This is a genomic window from Bacillus sp. C-3-6 (assembly GCF_054509685.1).
The window spans coordinates 3,526,498-3,551,565 of sequence record NZ_CM137247.1; the positions used below are offsets into that span (position 1 = coordinate 3,526,498).

The following is a 25,068-nucleotide window of genomic DNA, read 5'->3' on the forward strand; positions in this document are numbered from 1 at the left end:
AAAAATTTCAGACACTTGATATCCCATTAATGAAATTGCTGTTAATGAAAAGAAACCAATCATAAGAAATCGAAACCACATATAAATCTCCTCCTTGTATTTAGCTTAAAAAACGTTAGCTACCTTACAAGTTGCGTGGCACTCTTCATCATCACTTTCCTTCTTCTTTACAATTGCTGTTATAAATCGAATCATAAAGAAAACTACAAAAGGAAATTGTTCGTAATTCACATTGGCATAGTTTAGCAACGGCTCGCGCTGCACATCGAACGGAGATGAGAAGGAATAGAACATACCTTGCTCTTCCATATATACAATTACAATTTTCATGCAAAATACTATTCCTAGAAACGAAACAATATCTTGCCATTCTGTCGTATATAACAGGTTATACAGCTCTAATACGTACTCTTCCATCATCATCCCCCCTTCCTTTTTTACCATTTTGCTCGCCTTCGTATAAAAAGTCAAGAAAAAAGTTTATATCCACTATGACAATAGTAATTACTTGTTTCTATGATTATATATGATTCTTTTATAGCAATGACTGGGTGTAACTCTCTTCGAAAATAAGAAAATTAGAATCGAACAGATTCCTCATTCTTACTTTTAGGATTCAAAACTGTGCTATTTTTATTTCTATTAAAAATAAAATAAGAAAGTATGATAAGAACTGTAACAAACATTGTTAAAAGTGCTTGTGAACGTAAAGTATCAATTGCGAACATCGCAACTAAAACTGCTATAATAGCAGCAATTGTAACATACGTAACATACGGAAAAAGCCACATTTTCACTTTCAAATTTTGTTGTTCTACTTTCCCCATTTTTTTACGCATCTTTAAATGAGAAACTGCAATAACGAGATAAACTAGTAACGCAATCCCGCCAGATGCATTCACTAAAAACAAAAAGACTTTATCTGGAGAAATATAACTAAACACAACTCCAATATAAGCGAAGAAAGTTCCAAATAAAACGGCTCGAACAGGAACACCACTACTGTTCAATTTTAAAAATGACTTTGGCGCATCTCCTCTTTCTGCCATTGAAAAAAGCATTCTTGAATTTGTATATAATCCTGAATTTAAGCAAGAAAGTACAGCTGTTAAAACGATAAAATTCATAATTTGTGCTGCCGCTGGTATTCCTATATGTTCAAGTACAGCTACAAATGGACTTTTTAATATGTTTGCTGAATTCCATGGCAGTAGTGTAACAACTACCGCTATAGACCCAATAAAAAATACAAGAATACGCCAAATCACACTGTTTGTTGCTGTTTTTACTGCTTTTACAGGTTCTGCAGATTCACCAGCCGCTACTGCTACAATCTCTGATCCCATAAATGAAAATATAACAACAGTAATTCCAAGCAATACCGAACTTATACCGTTTGGCATAAATCCACCTTGTCCAATTAAATTCGAAGTGCCGGGTGCTTCTGTTCCTGGAACAAATCCTAAAATAACAGCAAGACCTAAGCAAAGGAACAAAACAATACTTATTACTTTAATAAAAGAAAACCAATATTCAAACTCTCCAAATGATTTCACCGAAAAAACGTTCGTCAGCGTTAATAAAATTGTTAATATTAAACTTAATAACCAAAGCGGTATTTGTGGAATCCAATATTGGATAATACCAGCACCTGCTGTGGCTTCTATTGCAATAACAATTACCCAGAAAAACCAGTATAACCAGCCTATTGTATAACCCGCCCATGGACCAATTGCTTCTCTTGCATACGTTGCAAATGAACCACTTGTCGGATTTACAGCTGCCATTTCTCCTAGCATTCTCATGACGAAAATGACTAGAAGTCCTGCTAATGCATATGAAACGATAGAACCAGGTCCTGCCGAATGTACAACGGCACCACTTCCAACAAACAAACCAGCCCCTATTACGCCGCCAATTGAGATCATTGTAATGTGGCGTATTTTGAGATCTTTCTTTAGATTTTTATCCAACTCTTGTACATCCCCTTCCAAACTAAATTTTGAAATTTATGTAAGAGTACTGTGCGAAAGATTTTGTCCTATACTTTAAAATATATCAAAATATTCTGAATTTAACAATTACAATTCAATCTCCTTCAAAGATTATTACATTAGGTTTAATACTTTCCCATACACAATTGTTGAGAAAATTATAGTCCTCTTACAAAAGAAAGAATTTTCAGATATTATTAAATAAACAAGATTATACATCTAGACAACTTTTTGTATAGGAGTGTTGATATGTTAAACAAGTTCAAATTTTTTTGTTGTATTTTAGTACTGTTCTTACTACTACCGCTATCCCCTTTCCAAACACAAGCAGCAAACAATTTAGGTTCAAAATTACTCGTTGGATACTGGCATAACTTTGATAACGGTACTGGCATTATTAAATTAAAAGACGTTTCACCAAAATGGGATGTAATCAATGTATCTTTTGGTGAAACTGGTGGTGATCGTTCCACTGTTGAATTTTCTCCTGTGTATGGTACAGATGCAGACTTCAAATCAGATATTTCTTATTTAAAAAGTAAAGGAAAGAAAGTAGTTCTTTCAATAGGAGGACAAAATGGAGTCGTTTTACTTCCTGACAATGCCGCTAAGCAACGTTTTATTAATTCCATACAATCTCTAATCGATAAATACGGTTTTGATGGAATAGATATTGACCTTGAATCAGGTATTTACTTAAACGGAAATGACATTAATTTCAAAAACCCAACTACTCCCCAAATCGTAAATCTTATATCAGCTATTCGAACAATCTCAGATCATTATGGTCCAGATTTTCTATTAAGCATGGCTCCTGAAACAGCTTATGTTCAAGGCGGTTATAGCGCATACGGAAGTATCTGGGGTGCATATTTACCAATTATTTACGGAGTGAAAGATAAACTAACATACATTCACGTTCAACACTACAACGCTGGCAGCGGGGTTGGAATGGACGGTAATAACTACAATCAAGGTACTGCAGACTACGAAGTCGCTATGGCAGATATGCTCTTACATGGTTTTCCTGTAGGTGGTAATCCAAATAACATTTTCCCAGCTCTTCGCTCAGATCAAGTTATGATTGGGCTTCCAGCAGCACCAGCGGCCGCTCCAAGTGGTGGATACATTTCGCCAACTGAAATGAAAAAAGCTTTAAATTATATCATTAAAGGAGTTCCGTTCGGAGGAAAGTATAAACTTTCTAACCAGAGTGGCTATCCTGCATTCCGCGGCCTAATGTCTTGGTCTATTAATTGGGATGCAAAAAACAACTTTGAATTCTCTAACAATTACAGAACATATTTTGATACTCTTCCCTTGCAAAAATAATAAAAAACAACAATAGGTTATAGGTCCTATTGTTGTTTTTTATTTATGAAAATTACTTTGTCACATCTAAAGTTTTAAGAAACTGTTTTCCATCGACCTACATCGCACGTTCCTTGGAATCATATTGTTAAATATTCTAGTTACTATTTTGCTTCAACACAAAAACTGAAAGTTCAGGTACACTCCAAAATCTAACAGGCATCCTAGTAGTCCCAATGCCACGATTTACATATAAATATAACTGCTTACTCTTCCCCTCTACTTCATACATACCTTCAACATAGCTCTCAGCTAGTTTGGTAGTAATTAATGGACCTACAAAAGGAATTTGTACTTGCCCTCCGTGACTATGTCCTGATAGTTGAAAATCAACTGGGTAACGATTTATTTTGGTTACAACATCCGGCTCATGTACTAATAACATGTTGAAATCATTTTGTTTCAAGTTTTTTAAAGTTGAATCTATTTGTGGCTTCCCTAATAGAAAATCATCCAAACCTGATATTGTAATATATTTGCCGTTTTCCACTTTAATTTTCTGCACTTCATTTACTAATACAGAAAAACCAGCTTCCTCCATATATTTTTTGTAAAATAAACTACCTCCCCCGCCCCTATCATGATTCCCAAACACAGCATATTTCCCTAAGGGCGCGTAAATTTTCTGCAAAATAGCCTTTGCTTCTTCTCTTTCCCCACTATAAGACCCAAATTTATCTATTAAATCTCCAGTAAAAACTACTATATCTGGATGTAATTCATTCATCTTCTCCACCAAGTGTTCAAGTTGCTTCAATGTAAACTCTGGCCCTAAATGTACATCCGAAAACTGTAATACTTTTTTATTATTAAACTCTTTAGGAATTGTAGAAGCTTCTATTTCATTCCACGTAACTGTTACTAGTTTTCGTTCTATTTCTGTCGCATAATAATACAAACTTACTGGTATCATTAATATACTTATAAAACTAATAATAAATATCTTTATGATTGATTTTTTTCGTTCTTTTTTTACATGATTCGTATTCATGTTTTCACCTCTAGAAACACTTTAAATCCTTATTGTTACATTAATGTGACAACATGAACAATGTTCTTAATATGTAATTCCCTCCCTATTCACTTTGACAATTTTATACAGAAGTCATAACATGTTTTTATAATACGTAGATTTTTGAATTTTTTCTATTCATTCCATCATTTTATTACGGAGGGATTATTCATGTCTGTATTTACACCAGAAGAAATTACGGAACTTGCTGCGAATTCCGGAAGGAAAAAAGCTCATTTATCATTACTCCCTATGCTAATTCTCGGTTTTTTTGGCGGTGCTTTTATCGCATTAGGGTATTTACTCGATATTCATGTTATTGGAACAATGCCAAAATATTGGGGATCATTTACTAGTTTTCTAGGCGCTGCTGTATTCCCTATTGGTCTTATTCTCGTTATTCTTGCAGGCGGTGAACTAGTAACCGGTAACATGATGACAGTTTCTATGGCCTGGCTCCAAAAGAAAATTACTTTATTTTATTTCATACGAAATTTAGTTATTGTTACATGTAGCAATTTCATAGGGGCTGTATTTGTAGCCTACTTTTTCGGTCATATCGTTGGCTTAACTGAAGGAGCTTTTTTAGCGAAAACTATTTCTATCGCTCAAGCGAAACTACAAGATACACCATTGCAAGCATTTATTTCTGCAATCGGATGTAATTGGCTCGTTTGTTTAGCTGTTTGGCTCAGTATGGGAAGTAAAGAATTTATCGGAAAGATTATCGGTATTTGGTTCCCGGTTATGACTTTTGTTGCGATTGGATTTCAACACGTTGTAGCCAATATGTTTGTCATCCCAGCCGCGATTTTTGCCGGTCATTTCACTTGGGCTGAATATTTTCCAAACTTTATTTTTGTTTTCTTTGGAAATTTAGTAGGAGGTATGTTATTTGTAGCACTACCTTACTTCATATCTTATAATAAGAAACTACCTTCTTATCAAGAGAAGACTGAAATGAAGAACAAATCTCTGTCCGCTTAAATGGAATGTCTATAAAGTGCCCTAAAAAATATTACAAATTTCATTTTTTTTGCGAATATATGTACGTACACTTGTTCTCGAATGTTTTATACGTTATAATAACAACTTAAATAGCATTATTTACATATGAGGTGAAAAACATGAACAAAACAGAATTAATTAAAAACGTAGCACAAAATGCTGAGATTTCTCAAAAAGAAGCTACTGTAGTTGTACAAACTGTAGTAGAATCAATCACTAACACTTTAGCTGCTGGTGAAAAAGTACAACTTATCGGATTCGGTACATTCGAAGTTCGTGAAAGAGCTGCTCGTACAGGCCGTAACCCACAAACTGGTGAAGAAATGCAAATCGCAGCTTCTAAAGTACCTGCTTTCAAAGCTGGTAAAGAACTAAAAGAAGCTGTAAAATAATGAAAAATATCCTTCTCATTTATGAGAAGGATATTTTTTTCATAACATAATTAATAAAAATCTGACCATTATGCTGTTTCTTTTGTTCCTTTATGCAAATAAAACCTTTACTTTCAAAGAAAGGTTTTGCTGTAATACTCGCTTCTGTATAGATTTCCCTATGCCCTAGGTTCACTGCTTCTTTTTCTAACTTCTGTAATATCGATGAGGCTATCCTTTTCCCTTGATAATATTTATGTGTAAATAAACGATCTACGTAATGATCCTCATTATAATCTCCAAATCCGACTATCACACCGTTATGATCCGCTACATAACTAATATTCTTTTCTAAAGACTTTAACCAGCTTTCTCTATCTAGTCGATCTGGTGCCCATGCCTGTAGCTGTAACTCATTATAATCTTTTGCATTAACCGTATGAACTGTTTCATAGAACAATTGTAATACTTGCTTTAAATCTTCTTTCTGAAATGTTCTAATTATAATATCTTTTAACATATATAAGTCTCCTTACCAAACTACCTCTTAACTTTTCTACTACATACGATTCAATAATTCTTCTTTATTATATCGTTTTAATTTCTATACGAACAAAAAAACAATACTTATTCAAAGTATTGTTTTTTAATTGTTTTTTAATTCTATTCAATTACTTAATGTAGCTTTTTAAGATTTTAATTTAACTCTTTGTAATCGTAATGCATTTAATACAACGGATACAGAACTAAATGCCATCGCTGCTCCAGCAACCCAAGGGGCTAAGAAACCTAATGCCGCAATTGGAATTCCTAACGCGTTATAAGCTAATGCCCAAAATAAATTTTGTTTAATATTTCTTATCGTCATTTTACTCATAAAGATCGCATCAGCAATACTATTTAAATCACCGCGGATTAACGTTATATCCGCTGCTTCCATCGCTACATCCGTTCCCGTTCCAATTGCCATACCAATGTTCGCTGTAGCAAGAGCAGGAGCATCATTTATCCCGTCTCCAACCATCGCTACTTTCTTACCATTTGCTTGCAGTTTTTTCACTTCTTCTGCTTTTCCTTCTGGCAATACTTCTGCAATTACGTGATCAATACCAACTTGCTTTGCAATTGCCTGAGCAGTTTGTGTATTATCCCCTGTAATCATCACAACGTCTAGACCCATTTTTTTCAGTCTTGCGATAGCTGCTTTTGAAGTATCTTTCACAGTATCTGCAACGGCAACTATACCAGCATATTCTTTATCGATTGCAATAAGCATTGCTGTTTTTCCTTCTCGTTCTAGCTCTTCCATTGATTTTGAAACTTCTTCAATATCAATATTGAATTTCTTCATTAATCGACGTGTGCCAATTAATAATTGTTTTCCTTCTACGACTGATTCGATACCAAATCCAGGAATCGCTTCAAACGTTTCTGAACTTGGAATATCAATTTTCTTTTCTCTAATTCCTTCCACAATCGCTTCTGCAAGTGGGTGTTCAGAATTTTTTTCTGCCGCACCTACTAAACGTAGTATTTCTTCTTCATGGAATCCATCTGCTACAATTATATCTGTTAACACAGGCTTTCCGTTTGTCACAGTACCTGTTTTATCTAGAATAACTGTATCTAATCGGTGCGTTGCTTCTAAATGCTCTCCACCTTTAAATAAAATACCATACTCAGCCGATCTTCCTGATCCTGCCATAATAGATGTAGGCGTTGCAAGACCTAATGCACATGGACAAGCGATAACAAGTACTGCTATCATTTTCTCAAGTGCTCCGCCAAAATCACCAGGTGTAATAAATATCATCCATACTGCAAATGTGATAATCGCAATCACAACTACAACCGGTACAAAAATACCTGAAATTTGATCCGCTACCCTTTGAATAGGAGCTTTTGAGCCTTGTGCCTCTTCTACTACTTTAATGATTTGAGCTAATGCAGTATCTCTGCCTACTTTAGTTGCTTTCACTTTTAAAAAACCATTTTTATTTATTGTCGAACCTATTACTACATCCCCAATTGACTTATCAACAGGAATACTTTCACCCGTTAACATCGATTCATCAATCGCTGATTTTCCTTCTACAATCTCACCATCTACTGGTATTTTTTCACCAGGCTTTACATAGACGATATCACCAGCTACTACTTCTTCAATCAAAATTTTTATTTCTGTTCCATCTCGCACAACTGTAGCTGTCTTCGCTTGTAAACCCATCAATTTTTTAATTGCTTCTGATGAGCGCCCTTTTGCTTTCGCTTCAAATAATTTACCTAAAATAATTAATGTAATAAGTACCGCACTCGTTTCAAAATATAAATCTGTCATATGTTCCGAAGAACCAATAGATTGAATACTTAAATATACACTATAGAAATACGCGGCCGACGTTCCAAGTGCCACGAGAACATCCATATTAGCACTTTTATTGCGTAACGCTTTATAAGCCCCAACATAAAACTGTCCACCAATGATAAATTGAACAGGAGTTGCAAGTGCTAGTTGCACCCAAGGGTTCATTAACATATCTGGTAAATAAATAAATGACGTAAATGAGAAATGACTAACCATTGCCCATAATAATGGGAAAGATAAAATAAACGAAATAATAAACTTCTTCTTTTGTCTTTCAATTTCTTGTAATCGATGATCAGTTGATGCATCTTGATCATCTGGTTTCACTTCTAATTTATATCCTAGCTTCGTAATCGCGCTCTTCATTTCATTTACATTAACTTCATCAGGGTTAAAGTCTACTGTGGCTGATTCTAAAGCAAAATTTACTGTCGCCTTGTTCACACCATCTAACTTATTTAAACGCTTTTCAACTCTATTTGCACATGCTGCACATGTCATTCCTGAAACAGTAAATTCAGCTTTATCACTTACAATTCCATATCCTAATGATTCAACTTTTTCTTTAAATTGTTGCGGATTTATTTTAGTTGGATCGTACATTATTTTTGTTTTTTCAAGCGCAAAATTTACATTTGCCTCATGAACACCTTCTACTTTTTTTAGACCTTTTTCAATTCTATTTGCACATGCCGCACATGTCATTCCTGATATTTGAAGATTGGCCTCTTTTTTTTCATTCATGTCTCTCACCTCTATATACCCTTATGAGGTATAATTATTAGCAAAATAAATCGTACTTCATTTAAAGTACGATTTATTTCCATATCTAAAAATAATTATTGAACATCGTATCCTTGATCTTCGATTACAGCAACGATATCTTTTAATGTTACAGCAGACGAGTCGATAGTAACTTCAACAGTTCCTTCTGCTAATTGAACCTTCACTTGTTCAACACCGTTTAGCTCTTTCACGCTGCTTTCGATAGCATTTACACAATGTCCACAAGACATACCTTCAACTTGTAATGTTAACTGTTCCATTTAAAATCCTCCTCTTGTTTATTCATTGTTTGTTAATCACAATTACATCTTACCATACCCCCCTAAGGTAATCAATGGTTTTGTATCATGATTTTTCAATTATTTTCTAAAAGTTTATTTTACACACACTTTTTCACTACAATACACCCAAATCCAATATGAGGGTAAACAAAAAAACAAGCCAGTTAAATACTAGCTTGTTTTTACGCTTTTGAAAAACGTTCAAATACTGTCATTAATTCTTCAATTGCTTCGTCACCATTTCCATTTTTAATAGCTCCTGAAACACAATGACTCGTATGATTTTTGAGAACGCCCATTCCTACTTTTTTCATCGCTGCATTAATCGCTGAAATTTGCACTAAAATATCTACGCAATAACGATCATTTTCAATCATGTTTTGAATACCGCGGACCTGTCCTTCAATTCTCTTTAATCTATTTATAATCTGTTCTTTTTCTTTTTCTGATCTATGTGTTACTGCTTCATGCTCTTTATGATCCATATTATCACCTTCTTAAAGTTTCTCTTCATCCAATAAAATAATTGTTTTTTATGAGTATACCAATTATAGCATTAAATATCTACGCATGATACCCCATAAGAGTATATTTTCACTTTATGATTATTCTTAACAACTCATTAGCTTCTTAATCTCAATTTTCAGTATACCCTTTCCTTTTTGTCAAAAAATCATTATATCTCTCATCAAAATTCAATAAAGTGAAACAAGAATAAGCGGGGATTACCCGCCCCCGCTTATTCTTCGTCTATAATGTTTTAATTTTAATTTTAATTTTCAGATATTTAACCCTAGAATTTTTCTTTCTATATATAATTATTGCTGATCACATACTTTTGTATCATTCACTACTGAAGTTCCTTCAACGGTTACCGTATGAAAACAATCATTCACTCGAACTGTCACAACATTATCTTGCCGATCAATGATATGATATTCATTAAAATTTTTATTCAGAGCACTGCGAATTTGTTCTCCTTCATAAATTGGGATGCCATGCGATAGAACCCAAATAAGTCCAGCGATAGCAAGAATAGTTTTCATACGATCTACCTCCTTGGGAATATAGTGAACTTTTAATCCATACTTTTTCAGCTCTACAAATCATGATTGAAATAAACCAAGCCTTTTTGGAAATAAGTTCATTTCGTCTATTTTATGTTTATGCTAATTGTGACCGTTTTGTGACAACTTTTTGTCTCTTTAGACGAAAAGTTGAAACAAAACTTTCGAAAAGGACAATTCTACATATTAAAAAAGGTTATGGAATGTCTCATCCATAACCTTTTTAAGCTCAATTCTACAACTCATCCACCATACTTCATGTGATCTTTGTAGACTTGTTTTATTTTCATTCAGTGGCATCAAAGCAAAACTTCGAAAATACTTCCCACACAAGTTCATTTCTGCTACTTACCCCAGTCTTTTCAAAAATGGATTTTAAATGATCTTGTACCGTGTATATAGATATACAAAATTCTTGGGCTAATTCCTTTGTCGACATACCTGTAAGAATTTTACGTATTACTTGCTTCTCACGCATTGTAAAACTATAAGTTTCCATAATAAGTGGAAAAATCTCTTCCGGTCTTGCTCTTTCGAATAGAACAATATAACCATCTTGAAAACTACTTGTATGTTCTAACTTACTAGCCCGAATGATTAAAAAATGGCCATAGGCTAAAGGTAGACAAACTTTTTCTTCTCTATTCATACACCCTACATTATACTCGTTAGCCTTTACTTTTGAACAAACTGCACGTATTGGTCTTGGTATTTCTTTTATATTTAACTGTTCATACTTTCTAAGATTTGAAAGCCACTCGCTGCCATCTTGATTCCAATATAATACATTAAATTCCTCACTTACTATAATCGTGCCTGTGCCTATCACCTTCTCTTCTGAAAAAGGTATAGGAACTGCCTTCTTTAAAGCCTCTCCAGCAATTGGGACTATCGTTGCTAAGTACTTACAATCATCGATATGAAACGCGGGACTTGTACTTCCTCGAAATAAACTAAGATGGCCATAACATTTTCCCTTACTCATACAAACGCCCCTTAATTCATCTCCAAAATTTGCTGGTTTTAAAATATTTCGGTATCTCGAACTTTTCTTTTGTTCACCATTTGTCGCCATACTTAGAGAAGCAACATGAGGAGAGTGTTCTGTTAAACATTTAAATTTATTAAAATCATCTTCTAAAAATTCATTCATAAACAATTGTGGATGAATCTTTTCAACACTCTCATCGGTAAATGCCCCAGTAGATAAAAAAGAAATCGGGTCTATAGTTGTAAAACAAGCGGCGTCAAATTCAATGACTTTACGTATCAAGTGGAGAAATGAATCTTGAAATGACCTTATAGAACTTATATGATTCGCCACCATTGTAATTTCTTTCATTGTTTTTTCATGCATCCTCTTCCCCCCCAGATTTACGGGATTGTTCCCCTTCATAATTTCATTTCATAATAAACCTATAAAACACATACTTAGGAGGTTTAAAATGAATTGGAATGATACTACCGTAAATTCATATGAACAAAGAATTCCATGTAAAATCCCAGGCTACTACCACTTATATGAAATGATGAATCATTTCTTGTTTACTACACTCCCTAAAGAAAATATCAATCCCAATTTGCTAGTTATAGGTGCTGGTGGCGGACAAGAAATTCTCTCAATAGGCAAACAAAATAGTAATTTATATTTTACAGGTGTCGATCCATCTGAAAGCATGCTACAGTTAGCTAAAAAAAGAATTAACAACGAAGGCATACAAAATCATGTTCATCTTGTACATGGAACTATCCACACATTATTACCAAATCAGTTATTTGACGCTGCCACCTGTATGCTTGTCCTGCACTTCATTCCAACTAATAAGGAGAAAAAAGAACTTATTAATGACATCAGTAGTCGCCTAAAGCCTGGTGCGCCATTCTTTCTCTCTTCAATAAATGGTGTGCCCCATACGAGTATGTTTTCTACACAATTACATGCTTGGCGCAACCATATGATGCAAAATCAAATTCCATTAGAAGATTGGGACCGATTTGAAAATTCTTTTGAAACAGAAATATTCCCTATTTCCGAAGCTAATTTATTAAATATCATGAAGGAATGTGACTTTACTCAAATGACTCGCTTTTTCACTAGTTTTTTAATTGATGGATACATTGCCTTTAAACAATAAGGAAAAAAGGTAAGCAATTGCTTACCTTTTTTCCTATACGTAACTAATAAACCTCAATCCTTTACTTAAAGACGTCGGCACAACAGATGCATGATTCTCCCCTTCAGCTTCATAAAACTTAAATTTAAGTTTATCGTGGTTTACTTGGAGAAGGCGCTCTGATAATTCATTTGCACCTACAACCATATGCTCTCGTTCAAGTGATCCAACTGTAAGGAACACTCCTGTTTCAAACTTAGCATTGTTTAATTCAATTATAAGGTTCTCTTCTTTTTCAAGAACGGATTTATTATTCCACCATATAGATGGACTACTAATAAAATAATTTTGAAAAGCATTCAAGTTTGTAAATAGTATATGCAAAGCGAATAGGCCACCTAAAGAATGCCCAAATAACGTTTGCTTACTTTTATCAATCTCAAAATTCTTTTCAATTTGTGGTTTCAGTTCTTCTTCAATAAAAGTAAAGAAATTATGTGCTCCTCCTGTTTTAGGCCACGGTTTACCGTCTGGTTTTAAAGGGGCATCTTTTGAAATTACGCTAGGCGTAAAATCATAGCACCTTTCTTCCCCTGAAAATGCGCCTTCAATTGGATAACCCACTCCTACTATAATAGCTGGTGAAACACCGGTTTTTTCCGCTCTTACTGATTGTATTTTAACTGCTTCATGAAATGTTTGAAAAAAGGCATTGCCATCTAATACGTAAATGACAGGATATCCTGAATCCGGTGCTGGTTGCCTCGGCTTTGAAATATGAATTTGATATTCCTTACCTTCTAATTTTGAATACATTTTCCACTGCTCTGTATTAGATGTTATAATCTGCTGTTTTTCAACTGTAGTATTCACCCTATCCCCCCCTTTTTAACTTGTTACATATATTTCGATTTTTTCTTCTTGAGATACAACGCTATCATAACCGAAACAAACAGGAGCCCCGCTATACGGATCAATCATGACACGTGCATCAATATGAAATACTTCTTTTAACACTTCATTTGTAATGATTTCTTCTGGGCTACCAGTTGTAACAATTTCTCCTTCCTTCATTGCAATAATTTCATCTGAAAACCTTGCTGCATGGTTAATATCATGTAATACCATAACAACCGTACAATTATGTTCTTTATTTAACTTCTCCACAATTTGTAATACATCTAATTGATGAGACATATCAAGGTATGTAGTTGGCTCATCTAATAGCAACACTTCTGTCTCTTGTGCTAATGCCATCGCTAGCCATACCTTTTGTCTTTGACCACCTGATAAATTTGCAATTTGTCTCGTTCGAAATTCAGAAGTTTTCGTTATATCTAATGCCCAATCAATCATTTCTTTATCTTTTGTTGTTAACTTATTTACGTTATTTCGATGTGGATAGCGTCCATAAGAAATTAATTCTTCCACTTTAAGCTCACCTGGTGCAATTGGAGTTTGCGGGAGTAAAGCTAACTGCTTCGCAATTTCTTTCGTTGGAATTGTATGTAAATCCTGTCCTTGCAAATATACTTTACCGCTTTTTTGTTTTAAAATTCTTCCCATTGTTTTTAACAATGTCGATTTACCGCAACCGTTTGGACCTATAATTGTCGTTACTTTTCCTTCTTGTATTTCCACATTTAAATCGCGAAACACTGTAAGCTTTTCATAACTTGTTTCTAAATTTTTTGCACTTAAAATACTCACTTTTATTCCTCCTCTTACGCTTTCGCCTTATAAAGTAAATATAAGAAATACGGTACACCGACAATAGAAATAACGATTCCAACTGGTAGCTCTACAGGTGTAAAAACTGTTTTCGCAATAAAGTCTGAAGCAATTACAAGAAACATTCCGATTACGCCGCACGTAGGAATTATATACTTATGTTGAATACCGACAAGCCTTTTCGCTATATGCGGTGCCATTAAGCCAATAAAACCGATACTCCCTGAAACAGCAACACATGCGCTCACAAGCCCGATACTACTTAATAGTAAAATCGATTTCTCTCTTTCTACTGAAACACCTAAACTTGTAATACTCGTTTCTTCCAATTGAAATAAATCTAATAAATAAGCTTTCTTTTGTATAAGCGGAATTAAGATAATAAGCCATGGTAACATAGCCACAATATACTTCCAGTTCGCACTATATATGCTTCCAGACACCCACACTGCGGCCATTTCAAAATCAGTTGACTTCATTTTGAGTGATAAGTACATAGAAAAGGCTCCAAATCCTGATCCAATTGCAATCCCTGTTAATAAAAGTCGCTGCGAATCTAATTTACCGTTTTTCCAAGAAAACAGATAAATGATGATAGCTGCACCTAATCCGCCTACTAAACCAAACATTGGCATCATCATAATAGAAACCCAGTCTGTGCTTTTTAATTGCCCTTGAAAGAAAAACATAAAAATGACAATCGCTGTTCCTGCTCCGGCATTTACGGCTAAAATACCTGGGTCCGCCAACCCATTTCTCGTAATCCCTTGAATAACGGCACCCGCAACACCAAGGCCTAATCCTACTAATCCAGCAATTACGATGCGCGGAAGGCGAAACTCAAAAATAACTAAATCATGTTCTGGTACTGGATCAATTCTAAACAGTGTTTTAAATACATCTGTAATCGTAATATCGAACGTACCATTTGTTAAACTAATATAAATAGCACATAGTATTAAAAATATAATAATCCCCATCGTCATTCCGAAACGTTGACTTGAACCTTTAGGCATGTCGCTCTCCTCCTCTAGTACGGATTAAATAAAGGAAGAAAGGAATTCCAATTAAAGAGGTAACGACTCCAATAGGTGTTTCAAATGGATAGTTTACAAATCTACTCAAAACGTCACATAACGCTAAGAAAACGCCACCAATAACACCTGCACATGGCAAAATCCACTTATAATCTACCCCAATTATAAAGCGGGTAATGTGCGGAATAATTAAACCTACAAAACCAACTTTCCCCACTAAAGCAACTGCTGTTCCTGTTAAGAAAATTACCGATAAAATTGCCATCGCTTTAACTAGTTTTGTACGTTGCCCTAAATTAATAGAAACCTCTTCGCCTAATGAAAGAATGGTAATAGATTTTGATATTAACAGTGCTAAAATTATTCCAATTATCCCAAACGGTATCGTGATTTTAATGATATTAGGATCTACTTGATCTAACTTTGCATTAAACCAAAAACTAACATTTTGAGAAATTTGGAAATACGAAGCCATTGCAGCCGATACACTACTTAAAAATGTTCCAATAACTGTTCCTATAATCGCTAACCTAACTGGTGATAAGCCATTTTGAAGGAGCGAGCCAAAACCAAACACGATACCGGCTCCTAGTGCAGAACCAATCATTGAACATAAAACCATACCAATTGATGACATTCCCGGAAGAAAAATCATGCTAAGTGTAATAACAAAGGCAGCGCCATCCGTCACACCCATAATAGAAGGGGATGCAAGATAGTTTCTTGTCATCCCCTGCATAAGTGCTCCTGATATGGCTAGAAATGCTCCGACTAAAAGAGCTGCAACTACCCTTGGTAAACGTGAAGTAATAATAATATTATGATTTACATCGCTTGAATCAAAATGAAATAATGCGTTCCACACTGTTTCAGCGTCAATACTTTTTGCCCCATACAAAATCGAAAGTATAACTGTAAATAAGATGAGTATGGGTGCTATACATAATATAGTTACTGGTACTGCATTTGTTTTCTGCATATCATTCAACGCACCTTACTTATTGTATTATTTAGATAAATTTTTCACTGCTTCTTTTAAGAATGCTGTTTTACTCCAAGCTGTACCACCTTGTGCCATTGGGTCTACAACATTTACAAATACTTTCTTTTCTTTCGCAGCGTTCATACTTTGCCAAATTGGATTATTTTCAATATCTTCTAGCACTTTCGGTTTATTATTTTCACTTGCTTCGTATTGCAAGAAGATATAATCAGGATTAACTTCAGCTAATTTTTCTAAAGAAATTTTTTCTTGTGCTTTTACCGTTTTAAGTTGTTCTGGAGCAGTTAGTCCAAGATCTTTATAAATTACAGGGTTAAAGTATACTCCTTCTGGGTATAGGAATAAGTCATTTGCTCTTAGTCTAATGACAAGTACTTTTTTATCTTTTAACTTATCTCCTAGTTTTGCTTTTGCTTTTTCAGCGTCCGAATTGTAGTCTTTAATAATTTTTTCTGCTTTATCTTTTTTACCAGTTAATTCTCCCATTAACTTTAAGTTATCTTCCCAATTTGTTGAAACGTGTGATACCGGGAATGTAGGAGCTACTTTCGTAAACTTTTCAGCTGTTTCTGCTGGGAATTTCGTACTTGATGTAATAACGTCTGGTTTTAATTGAAGTAATGTTTCGAAATTTGGTTCCATTTTCTCACCAACAGATTTCGCACCTTCTAAATCTTTCTCAAGATACTTCGGTAATTTACCACCAACAGTAATGGCACCAACTGGTTTAATTCCAAGTACTGCCGCATCTTCCATTGACTCTAAACTAGCTGTCGCAATTTTATCTACTTTTGCTGGCACTGTATATTCTTTACCTAAATATGTAATTTTACGTTTTTCATCTTTTTTCGTTTCCGTAGCTTTTGTCTGTTGTTTTTGCTCGCCTGAAGTTTTATCCGCACTATTACATGCCGCTAAACCTACACTTAAAACTGTAACCATCCCTAATGTAAATAACTTCTTATTCATCTTTATATATCTCCTCTCGAATTTTCCAAACTATATTCTCAATAAAATTTAACTATATGAAACTTGTCTTACATATATATTTCATTAGATTAATAATTCTATCCAGAACTCATTCTCGTTCACTTCCCCTAAGCTATAATTCTTTTATACCTCATCCATTGATAATATTTTTCATTGATAATGATTATCGTTACTAAGTATATATTTAATATGCAATTATTTCAAGAAAGATTTGAAAAATTTTAACAAACTGAATTAAAAAAGAAGTATCCGCCTAATGTTAGATGGATACTTCTTTTTTTAGAAATTTATATGTAATTCAACTGGACAATGGTCAGATCCCATTACTTCACTATTAATTTTCGCTTCTGTTATTTGGTCTTTCATTCTTTCCGAAACAACAAAATAATCTAAACGCCATCCGATATTTTTCGCTCTCGCGCCCATACGATACGACCACCACGAATATGCACCTTCTTGATTAGGATAAAGATAACGATACGTATCAACAAATCCTTCTTCTAAAATACATGTGAATTTCTCTCGTTCCTCATCAGAGAATCCAGGGTTTTTACGATTACTTTTTGGATTTTTTAAATCGATTTCTTTATGAGCAACATTTAAGTCTCCACAAAAAATTACTGGTTTTTTCTCATCTAATCGTTTGATATAGGACCTGAAATCATCTTCCCATTTCATTCTGTAATCTAATCGTTCTAATCCACGTTTTGAATTTGGTGTATATAACGTTATCATGTAAAAATCTTCGAATTCTAAAGTAATAAGTCGCCCTTCTTGGTCATGCTCTTCAATGCCTAAACCATATGTAACTGAAAGCGGTTCTTTTTTCGAAAAAATAGCTGTTCCTGAATATCCTTTTTTCACAGCATAGTTCCAGTATGTATAATATCCCTCTAGATTTAAATCAATTTGCCCTTCTTGTAATTTAATCTCTTGTAGACAAAATATATCAGCACTTGATTCCTCAAGATATTCCAAAAATCCACCTTTCGCGATAACTGCTCGCAAACCATTTACATTCCATGAAATTAACTTCACTTTTAGCCCTCCTCTTGATGTTTATTTCCAAATTTCATGCTATCACAAAATAGAAAAACAATCATATTTTCACCTTTGTAATCTTGCTCTTACATTTATGAATACATACATACGGACTTTATTCAGGTTATACTAATTTCTGAGGTGATGTTCTTTGCACAATGAAGGAGTTATATTAACAAATGAGTATTGGCAAGCAATTATTCATAATGATTCTTCCTATGATAGCAAATTCTTTTATGCTGTGAAATCAACTGGAATCTTTTGCAGGCCATCATGCAAATCAAGAATACCGAATAGAAACAATGTACGAATTTTTCATCATGCAGAACAAGCATTAAGTGAAAACTTTCGCCCGTGCAAACGTTGTAAGCCAAACGGGATCACTTTACCTAATGAAGAGTGGATAGAACAAATTAAAGACTATATCGAAAAGCATTATGACGAACCCTTAACTCTCGACATGCTTGCGGAAATGTGTCACGGTAGCCCTTTTCATTTACAGCGTACTTTCAAAAGAATAATAGGGATAACTCCTATAGAATATATACAACAATTCAGGGTTCTTAAAGCAACCGAATACCTTTTACACACAAATCAATCTATTAAAGAAATTAGTACTGCTGTCGGGATAGAAAACCCAGAGTATTTCGCAACTTTATTTAAAAAGAAAACCGGATTTACTCCTACTGAATATCGAAAAAAGAACGAAATGAAAGAGGGATACGATAATGAATTCCTACAAAAATAATTATATATATTGGACGCTACTTACACATAAAAATTGGCGATTTCATATTGCTGCAACTGAAAATGGACTATGTTTCATTGGATCACAAGACGAAAACTTTGAAGAATTAAATATATGGGCTAGAAAAAAACTGCCCCAACATATATTGACCCATAGTCCAGATTACTTGCAAATATATACGCAAGAAGTTATCGAGTATTTAGAAAACAAGCGAGAAACTTTCACATTTCCTATCGATGCTTATGGAACTAATTTCCAATTATCTGTTTGGAATACGGTACGTGAAATTCCTTATGGAAAGACATATTCTTATACAGAAATTGCTGAAAGAATTCAAAAACCTAAAGCTGTGCGCGCCGTTGCTTCTGCTATTGCTGCTAACCCTCTTCTTATTACCATTCCTTGTCACCGCGTTATTGGGAAGAATGGGAAACTAACCGGATTTAGGGGCGGATTAGAAATGAAGAAAAAATTGCTTACATTAGAAAAGTTGCAGGTGGAATTCATATGACAACAGAATATAATAGCGCATTATCTATAGCAGTTCCAAAAGAATTTTGTTTCCAAGAAAATTTACGTTATCTATCACGTTCTAACAATGAATGTATGTTCCATATTGAAGATAACAAAATTTATAAAGTTATCCCTGTTCAAGATGTAAATCCTTTAGTTGAAATTAGTGTGAATACAGATGGAAATATTCAAATACGTTGTTTAGAAGAACCATATACATCTGAAAAATCGATACGTGAAGCTGTGGTTAACTATGTAAAAGAATGGTTTGATTTAACTACTGATTTAGCCCCATTTTATACATTAGCTAAACATGATTTACTCCTTCAAGGACCAATTGAACAATATTATGGCCTTCGTACTTTAGGCATTCCAGACTTATTTGAGGCACTTTCCTGGGGAATTATCGGTCAACAAATTAACCTAACATATGCTTATACGCTAAAAAGGAGATTAGTTGAGCAATTTGGAAGTTATGTAGAATGGGACGGTAGAAAACATTGGATATTCCCATCACCTGAAACAATTGCAAATCTACATGTAGAAGATCTCCAACAATTAAAAATGACGACTAGAAAATGTGAATATTTAATCGGTATTGCGAAGCTTATTACAGAGAGAAAACTATCAAAAGAGGATTTACTGCAAACACAAGATGTAAAGGTTGCTGAGAAACAATTAACCGCCATCCATGGTATAGGCCCCTGGACTGCCAACTATGTTTTAATGCGTTGTTTAAGATTTCCTTCAGCTTTTCCAATTGATGATGTCGGTCTCCATAATGCAATTAAATTTATAACAGGTTCCGAAAATAAACCGAATAAAAATGAAATAAAAGATTTCGCGGCAAACTGGGCTAATTGGGAGTCTTATGCGACTTTTTATTTATGGCGAGTACTATATTAAAAGAACCAAGTAGCACATTTGTACTACTTGGTTCTTTTTTACGCTTGCTCCTCAAAACGTCTTGCAATTTCCACAATAACTTGAACGGCTTTTTCCATAGTATCTACCGAAACATACTCAAATTTACCGTGATAGTTTTCACCACCAGTGAAAATATTCGGCGTCGGTAATCCCATATATGATAATTGTGATCCATCTGTGCCTCCGCGAATCGGATGAATATTTGGTTCAATGTCTAAACTTTTCATTGCTTCATATGCAATATCAACAATTTCTCTTACCGGTTCAATTTTTTCAAGCATGTTATAGTATTGATCATTCATTTCTAAAACGACTGCATCTTTCTCATACTTCTCTTGCATTTGTTTCACAATATTTTCAATGGTATTTTTACGTGTTTCAAAATTTTCACGATCAAAGTCTCGAACAATATAATACGCTTTACTTTGCTCAACATCACCATTTAAAGAGAGTAAATGATAGAACCCTTCGTATCCTTCAGTATACTCTGGTGCCTCTTCTACTGGTAAATGCCCGTTAAACTCCATAGCCAGTTTAGTTGCATTGCGCATTTTATTTTTCGCTGTTCCAGGATGTGTATTCGTTCCGTTAAACGTTAACTTAGCACCTGCAGCATTAAAACTTTCATACTCTAAACCACCTAATGGACCTCCATCCATCGTATAAGCGAATGATGCACCAAACGCTTCTACATCAAAATGCGCTGGCCCACGACCAATTTCTTCATCCGGTGTAAATGCTACTCTTATTTTCCCGTGCTTAATTTGCGGATTATGTATTAAATGGTTCATTGCAACCATAATTTCTGTAAGACCAGCTTTATCATCTGCTCCTAGAAGTGTTGTACCATCAGTTGTAATAATGGTATGTCCTTTATATGATGGTAATTCCGGGAACTGCTCTGGTGTTAACACAACATTTAGCTCTTCATTTAACGTAATTGCATTACCATCAAAATTTTCATGAATTTTTGGTTTGACGTTTTTCCCTGTAAAGTCTGTTGCCGTATCTAAATGGGCTAAAAATCCGATTACAGGAACATCCTTGTCCGTATTAGCTGGAAGTGTTGCCATTACATAGCCATTATCATCCATCGTTACTTCTGTTAACCCAATCTCTTTTAGCTCTTCCACTAATAACTTACCAAACTCAATTTGTCCTGGTGTTGTTGGTACTGTATGACTTTCTTCATTTGATTGCGTATCAATTTTTACATATCTCGTAAATCTTTCAATAAGTTCTTGTTTCAAGTTCATTCACTCCCTTTTATGTTTCTCCCTCCATTATAATCCTTAAAACGAAATATTTTAACTTTTTTGACTGTGAAGATGTATATTTCATTTACATTGTTAACACTTTTAAACGAATGATAAAAAGACATAATATTTGTACATTAAAACTGTAACAGGTAACATACATAATTATAAAATATGGGAGGTTGTAAAGATGAGGCTAACTCTCTTTCGCTATTTTCTTTTTTTCTTAGGATTAATTTTCTTTGGCCTTGGAAACGCTCTTGCAGTCAAAGTTAAATTTCTCGGCTTGCACCCTTGGGAAGTTTTAAATATGGCTCTCTACCAAAAGTTTGGATGGACCATCGGTACGTGGAGTGTCATATGTGGGTTATGTCTCGTTCTAATATCTTTACTAGTAGATCGAAAATATATAAATGTGGGGACATTTTTGAATGCACTACTTATCGGTCCCATTATGGACTTTTTCTTACAATCAAACATGCTTCCAGACGCTAGTAATTATTTATGGATAAACTTACTCATTTTATTTTCTGGTATTGCCATTACAGGTATCGGGGGAGGTATGTACGTTGCGGCTGGGATTGGCGCTGGACCCCGTGATGGATTCATGCTTACTATTTCAGACAAAACAGGACTTTCTATTAGCCGTGCTAGAATCATAGTAGAATGTATTGTACTAGTTATTGGATTTATGCTAGGAGGTCCTGTTTTCATCGTAACTTTTCTGTACACCTTTATTCAAAGTCCAATCTTTCAGCAATCATTTAAGATGTTTCAAACACTTTTACATACTTTACATGGCAAAAAGAAAATTAGCGAACATATTTAAAGTACAGCTTAATACAAATAAATCCACCCTATTTACGACTCTCATCGCAAATAGGGTGTTTCTGTTTTTATCTCGCAATTTAAGAATATATACTACTCATTTACAATAAAAGTATATACATCATCATAAATACAGCCATTTACTTTAATCACATACTTCCCAGGTTTATTAAAACTAATTGTGTATTTATTTAACTGAATTGCTTCTTTATCTCCAGAAAGAATATCAATGCTTCTGCCACTTAATACATACAATTCATTTAGATTCATCGTTACATCAATTGTATTGAAATTTTCTACTTTCACTTGCTGTGCTTCCGCAACGCTTACACTTGGTTCTAAAAACAGTAGTCCACTTAATCCAATCGTCCCCGCTAAAGCAACTCCCGCAAACTTTTTAATCTGTTTCATTACAATGACCTCCTTATAGATTTTGCGTAAAGGTAATGTCCTCCCTTACACCACAAAGCCTATATGTAATGAAATGAAAAGTAAACGGGGACTGTAAGACAAAATTCTACATCTTTTTCTCCTATTGAATATAAATCCAACGTTTGGAGTTTTGACACATTTAAAATTGTTTCCCTAAACCAATTCCCTAATAATTTATTCAAATACTGAATAATTACTTATTGATTTAACATTCTAAAAATAGTTGATAAAGATGCTTTCTATTCAAAAAAAGACTTTGCTATAAAAGTAACTTTTACAACAAAATCCATGCAACTAATTTTATTCCGCTTTCCATAATCTCTTTACATTCATTAATTGTTCTTCTTTAAACTCCATCTTATATATATCCGGTTTTGACGTATTCATTAAAAATTCAAAACCATATTGTTTATCAAAATAGTTCATCATTAATGTCATGACAAGCCCATGTGTACCAATTACAATTTTGCATCCTCGAAAATCCATTAAGATTTCTTTTAATACTTTCACTACTCTTCTCTGGCAATCTGCATATGACTCTCCTTCCGTTCGTGCAAAGTCCGGATTAGAGAACATCTTCTGTACAAGTGGATACACCTCTTTGTCTGATATAACCTGATCCTCACTTGAAAACATACACTCTTTAAGATTTTCATATACTACTATTTCTTTTTCATGGAAATTAGCTGACTCCTCTATCGTTAGCATAGCCCGATTATAAGGACTGGAAATAAAAGTATCAATCCTCTCCGCTTTTAATATGTCAGTTACTCCACGGGCATCCATATGTCCCCTCTCAGTTAATCCACGCATTCTTTCATTTCCTTCTAGTTTTGGTGATTCACCATGTCTAACCATATAAATATATGTGCTCATAATTTCTCCTTAAAATTTTTTATAAAGTGAAACTTTAATCAGCCCTCACTAATCGGGCTGCCCGGCAAATAGCGAGATAAGTTAATAAATCACGTTCATTTATCCCATTTCAACACTTAGGGGTAATACTAAAATACTTTATAAACTGTGCTGATTTGTTCGTCTAATCCATTCTCCTACTAAACTCTCAAATAATTCAGGCTGCTCAATTTGTAAATTATGCCCTGCCATATCTAACACTGCTAATGTTGCCCTTGGATATTCTTCAATAATTTCTATAATATTTTGATAACCTACTGATATATCTTGTCTTCCAGTCAGTAAAAGAACGGGATTCCCATATTTTTCATGCTGAAAATCCATAGTAAGAGAGTAATTCTTTTGCAACCTTTCAATAAATTCATAATTAGCAACATCTAACCCAGGCTTAATTTCTTCTTTAAATCGCGTATATGTATATTCATTTGCTATTACAGCTAACTCACAAAACTCCTCTCTTTCTGTGGAAGTGAGCGTATTTAAAAATTCCTCATCTTGTACAATTATCTGTTTATCTGGAAGAATCCTTTTTTCTGGCTCCGCTACAACAACAGGACATACTAATAGTAATCCGCTAACTCTCTCAAACATCTTTGCAAGTATACCTTTGGCTAAATAGCCTCCATATGATTCTCCTACCAATAAAAATTTTTCAGTACAAATGATTTCCTCAATAAATGTGATAAGCACATCTACTATACGATCTGAACTATTTATCCAATTTGGAGCATTCGATTTTCCCATTCCAGGTAAATCAATATATATTCGCTTATAACCTTCATATTTCTGAAATACTGATTCCATACATTTCATCATTAACCTATGGTCAGGAGCGCAGCCATGTATGATAATGACCGGTTTACCCTCCCCCACAATTTCATAGTATATTTCTGCATCTTTAATTCGATATATCATAAAAAAACCTCCCTATTTAGTGGCAATACTATTCCACTCTGTAAGAATACACGTTCTTATTTTATATCTTTTCCTAACATTTCTACAAATATTAATTTTCAGACTAAAAATAAAAATCCCCATCATTTTATATGCAATTTTGCATCTCCACTTACAAATCACTAAAAAAACTTTACAATTCAAAGGATGACTAAATATACAATTTCTATTTAAAGTCTTGATACCGTCTATACTATCCACCGCAATATTTTTTCAACTTTGAGAATACTTATACTCTTTAACACTTTCCTTATAAACATGATTTTTATAAGGAAATCTGATACAATTCTTAAATAATATTATTATGTATAGATATAACGAACA

General features: G+C 34.1%; 27 protein-coding genes. 8 read left to right on the forward strand and 19 right to left on the reverse strand.

Features of this window, described 5'->3' with window-relative positions; all coding sequences use genetic code 11:
- Nucleotides 1-105: 105 nt before the first annotated feature.
- Nucleotides 106-444, reverse strand: coding sequence for a hypothetical protein (locus ACW0JX_RS18010; RefSeq protein WP_003271231.1), 339 nt, complete (start codon nucleotides 442-444; stop codon nucleotides 106-108).
- Nucleotides 445-578: 134 nt separating this feature from the next.
- On the reverse strand, nucleotides 579-1,973 hold the full coding sequence (gabP, locus tag ACW0JX_RS18015; RefSeq protein WP_000360113.1) for a GABA permease: 1,395 nt from the start codon (nucleotides 1,971-1,973) through the stop codon (nucleotides 579-581).
- A gap of 270 nt (nucleotides 1,974-2,243) precedes the next feature.
- On the opposite strand from gabP, the gene ACW0JX_RS18020 reads away from it, so the two are divergent.
- Nucleotides 2,244-3,326 (forward strand): chitinase, encoded by a 1,083-nt coding sequence (locus tag ACW0JX_RS18020; RefSeq protein WP_053563792.1) that lies wholly within the window; start codon nucleotides 2,244-2,246, stop codon nucleotides 3,324-3,326.
- Between the two features lie 136 nt (nucleotides 3,327-3,462).
- On the opposite strand, the gene ACW0JX_RS18025 is transcribed toward ACW0JX_RS18020, so the two are convergent.
- A complete protein-coding gene (locus ACW0JX_RS18025) occupies nucleotides 3,463-4,356 on the reverse strand; it encodes a metallophosphoesterase (protein ID WP_098127413.1) in 894 nt (297 codons plus the stop codon).
- 192 nt (nucleotides 4,357-4,548) lie between these two features.
- Between ACW0JX_RS18025 and ACW0JX_RS18030 the strand changes: the two genes are divergently transcribed.
- Together ACW0JX_RS18030 and ACW0JX_RS18035 are read left to right on the forward strand one after the other, a co-directional pair.
- Nucleotides 4,549-5,364: a formate/nitrite transporter family protein gene (locus ACW0JX_RS18030; RefSeq protein ID WP_089171637.1), complete on the forward strand. Its 816-nt coding sequence runs from the start codon at nucleotides 4,549-4,551 to the stop codon at nucleotides 5,362-5,364.
- Nucleotides 5,365-5,504: 140 nt separating this feature from the next.
- The gene (locus tag ACW0JX_RS18035) at nucleotides 5,505-5,777 is read left to right on the forward strand and encodes an HU family DNA-binding protein (RefSeq protein WP_001043904.1); all 273 of its coding nucleotides are present in this window, start codon (nucleotides 5,505-5,507) and stop codon (nucleotides 5,775-5,777) included.
- 19 nt (nucleotides 5,778-5,796) lie between these two features.
- On the opposite strand, the gene ACW0JX_RS18040 is transcribed toward ACW0JX_RS18035, so the two are convergent.
- The 6 genes from ACW0JX_RS18040 to ACW0JX_RS18065 form a co-directional block, all read right to left on the reverse strand.
- Nucleotides 5,797-6,276, reverse strand: coding sequence for a GNAT family N-acetyltransferase (locus ACW0JX_RS18040; protein WP_069356102.1), 480 nt, complete (start codon nucleotides 6,274-6,276; stop codon nucleotides 5,797-5,799).
- A gap of 168 nt (nucleotides 6,277-6,444) precedes the next feature.
- A complete protein-coding gene (locus ACW0JX_RS18045; RefSeq protein WP_459244985.1) occupies nucleotides 6,445-8,865 on the reverse strand; it encodes a heavy metal translocating P-type ATPase in 2,421 nt (806 codons plus the stop codon).
- Nucleotides 8,866-8,960: 95 nt separating this feature from the next.
- Nucleotides 8,961-9,167 (reverse strand): copper chaperone CopZ, encoded by a 207-nt coding sequence (gene copZ, locus ACW0JX_RS18050; RefSeq protein ID WP_000436973.1) that lies wholly within the window; start codon nucleotides 9,165-9,167, stop codon nucleotides 8,961-8,963.
- Nucleotides 9,168-9,370: 203 nt separating this feature from the next.
- The gene (locus ACW0JX_RS18055; RefSeq protein ID WP_000349637.1) at nucleotides 9,371-9,673 is read right to left on the reverse strand and encodes a metal-sensing transcriptional repressor; all 303 of its coding nucleotides are present in this window, start codon (nucleotides 9,671-9,673) and stop codon (nucleotides 9,371-9,373) included.
- A 333-nt stretch (nucleotides 9,674-10,006) separates the two neighbouring features.
- Nucleotides 10,007-10,234, reverse strand: coding sequence for a hypothetical protein (locus tag ACW0JX_RS18060; protein ID WP_000849103.1), 228 nt, complete (start codon nucleotides 10,232-10,234; stop codon nucleotides 10,007-10,009).
- Nucleotides 10,235-10,541: 307 nt separating this feature from the next.
- Nucleotides 10,542-11,612 (reverse strand): helix-turn-helix transcriptional regulator, encoded by a 1,071-nt coding sequence (locus ACW0JX_RS18065; protein WP_098138529.1) that lies wholly within the window; start codon nucleotides 11,610-11,612, stop codon nucleotides 10,542-10,544.
- An 88-nt stretch (nucleotides 11,613-11,700) separates the two neighbouring features.
- Here ACW0JX_RS18065 and ACW0JX_RS18070 point away from each other — a divergent pair, with 88 nt between their 5' ends.
- Complete coding sequence (locus tag ACW0JX_RS18070; RefSeq protein WP_459244986.1) at nucleotides 11,701-12,390, forward strand: class I SAM-dependent methyltransferase; 690 nt, start codon at nucleotides 11,701-11,703, stop codon at nucleotides 12,388-12,390.
- A gap of 33 nt (nucleotides 12,391-12,423) precedes the next feature.
- On the opposite strand, the gene ACW0JX_RS18075 is transcribed toward ACW0JX_RS18070, so the two are convergent.
- From ACW0JX_RS18075 to ACW0JX_RS18100, 6 genes are all read right to left on the reverse strand, one after another.
- Nucleotides 12,424-13,242, reverse strand: a complete 819-nt coding sequence (locus tag ACW0JX_RS18075) for an alpha/beta hydrolase (RefSeq protein WP_053563785.1) — start codon at nucleotides 13,240-13,242, stop codon at nucleotides 12,424-12,426.
- Between the two features lie 15 nt (nucleotides 13,243-13,257).
- Nucleotides 13,258-14,079: an ABC transporter ATP-binding protein gene (locus tag ACW0JX_RS18080; protein ID WP_098127416.1), complete on the reverse strand. Its 822-nt coding sequence runs from the start codon at nucleotides 14,077-14,079 to the stop codon at nucleotides 13,258-13,260.
- 14 nt (nucleotides 14,080-14,093) lie between these two features.
- A complete protein-coding gene (locus ACW0JX_RS18085; RefSeq protein ID WP_459244987.1) occupies nucleotides 14,094-15,116 on the reverse strand; it encodes a FecCD family ABC transporter permease in 1,023 nt (340 codons plus the stop codon).
- Nucleotides 15,109-16,116 carry a FecCD family ABC transporter permease gene (locus ACW0JX_RS18090; RefSeq protein ID WP_001173064.1) on the reverse strand — a complete coding sequence of 336 codons (1,008 nt, stop codon included), beginning with the start codon at nucleotides 16,114-16,116 and terminating at the stop codon, nucleotides 15,109-15,111. Before ACW0JX_RS18090 ends, ACW0JX_RS18085 begins: the two co-directional genes overlap by 8 nt.
- A gap of 27 nt (nucleotides 16,117-16,143) precedes the next feature.
- On the reverse strand, nucleotides 16,144-17,109 hold the full coding sequence (locus ACW0JX_RS18095) for an iron-hydroxamate ABC transporter substrate-binding protein (protein WP_001035498.1): 966 nt from the start codon (nucleotides 17,107-17,109) through the stop codon (nucleotides 16,144-16,146).
- A gap of 300 nt (nucleotides 17,110-17,409) precedes the next feature.
- Nucleotides 17,410-18,168, reverse strand: a complete 759-nt coding sequence (locus ACW0JX_RS18100; protein WP_000767622.1) for an exodeoxyribonuclease III — start codon at nucleotides 18,166-18,168, stop codon at nucleotides 17,410-17,412.
- 154 nt (nucleotides 18,169-18,322) lie between these two features.
- Between ACW0JX_RS18100 and ACW0JX_RS18105 the strand changes: the two genes are divergently transcribed.
- Genes ACW0JX_RS18105 through ACW0JX_RS18115 form a run of 3 tightly spaced genes read left to right on the forward strand, consistent with a single transcriptional unit; the run spans nucleotide 18,323 to nucleotide 20,338 of the window.
- The gene (locus ACW0JX_RS18105) at nucleotides 18,323-18,919 is read left to right on the forward strand and encodes a bifunctional transcriptional activator/DNA repair enzyme AdaA (protein WP_423117213.1); all 597 of its coding nucleotides are present in this window, start codon (nucleotides 18,323-18,325) and stop codon (nucleotides 18,917-18,919) included.
- Nucleotides 18,900-19,430, forward strand: coding sequence for a methylated-DNA--[protein]-cysteine S-methyltransferase (locus ACW0JX_RS18110; RefSeq protein WP_001089840.1), 531 nt, complete (start codon nucleotides 18,900-18,902; stop codon nucleotides 19,428-19,430). The genes ACW0JX_RS18105 and ACW0JX_RS18110 overlap by 20 nt, the downstream gene beginning before the upstream one ends.
- Entirely contained in the window at nucleotides 19,427-20,338 is a 912-nt protein-coding gene (locus ACW0JX_RS18115) for a DNA glycosylase (RefSeq protein ID WP_089171642.1), read from the forward strand. Before ACW0JX_RS18110 ends, ACW0JX_RS18115 begins: the two co-directional genes overlap by 4 nt.
- 38 nt (nucleotides 20,339-20,376) lie before the next feature.
- Here ACW0JX_RS18115 and pepT read toward each other — a convergent pair whose 3' ends face one another.
- The gene (gene pepT, locus ACW0JX_RS18120; RefSeq protein ID WP_459244988.1) at nucleotides 20,377-21,609 is read right to left on the reverse strand and encodes a peptidase T; all 1,233 of its coding nucleotides are present in this window, start codon (nucleotides 21,607-21,609) and stop codon (nucleotides 20,377-20,379) included.
- 196 nt (nucleotides 21,610-21,805) lie between these two features.
- Between pepT and ACW0JX_RS18125 the strand changes: the two genes are divergently transcribed.
- A complete protein-coding gene (locus ACW0JX_RS18125; RefSeq protein WP_001241256.1) occupies nucleotides 21,806-22,444 on the forward strand; it encodes a YczE/YyaS/YitT family protein in 639 nt (212 codons plus the stop codon).
- 92 nt (nucleotides 22,445-22,536) lie between these two features.
- On the opposite strand, the gene ACW0JX_RS18130 is transcribed toward ACW0JX_RS18125, so the two are convergent.
- From ACW0JX_RS18130 to ACW0JX_RS18140, 3 genes are all read right to left on the reverse strand, one after another.
- Complete coding sequence (locus ACW0JX_RS18130; protein ID WP_000809495.1) at nucleotides 22,537-22,854, reverse strand: hypothetical protein; 318 nt, start codon at nucleotides 22,852-22,854, stop codon at nucleotides 22,537-22,539.
- 321 nt (nucleotides 22,855-23,175) lie between these two features.
- Complete coding sequence (locus ACW0JX_RS18135; RefSeq protein WP_053563780.1) at nucleotides 23,176-23,751, reverse strand: histidine phosphatase family protein; 576 nt, start codon at nucleotides 23,749-23,751, stop codon at nucleotides 23,176-23,178.
- Between the two features lie 138 nt (nucleotides 23,752-23,889).
- Nucleotides 23,890-24,705 (reverse strand): alpha/beta fold hydrolase, encoded by an 816-nt coding sequence (locus tag ACW0JX_RS18140; protein ID WP_069356107.1) that lies wholly within the window; start codon nucleotides 24,703-24,705, stop codon nucleotides 23,890-23,892.
- Nucleotides 24,706-25,068: the final 363 nt, after the last annotated feature.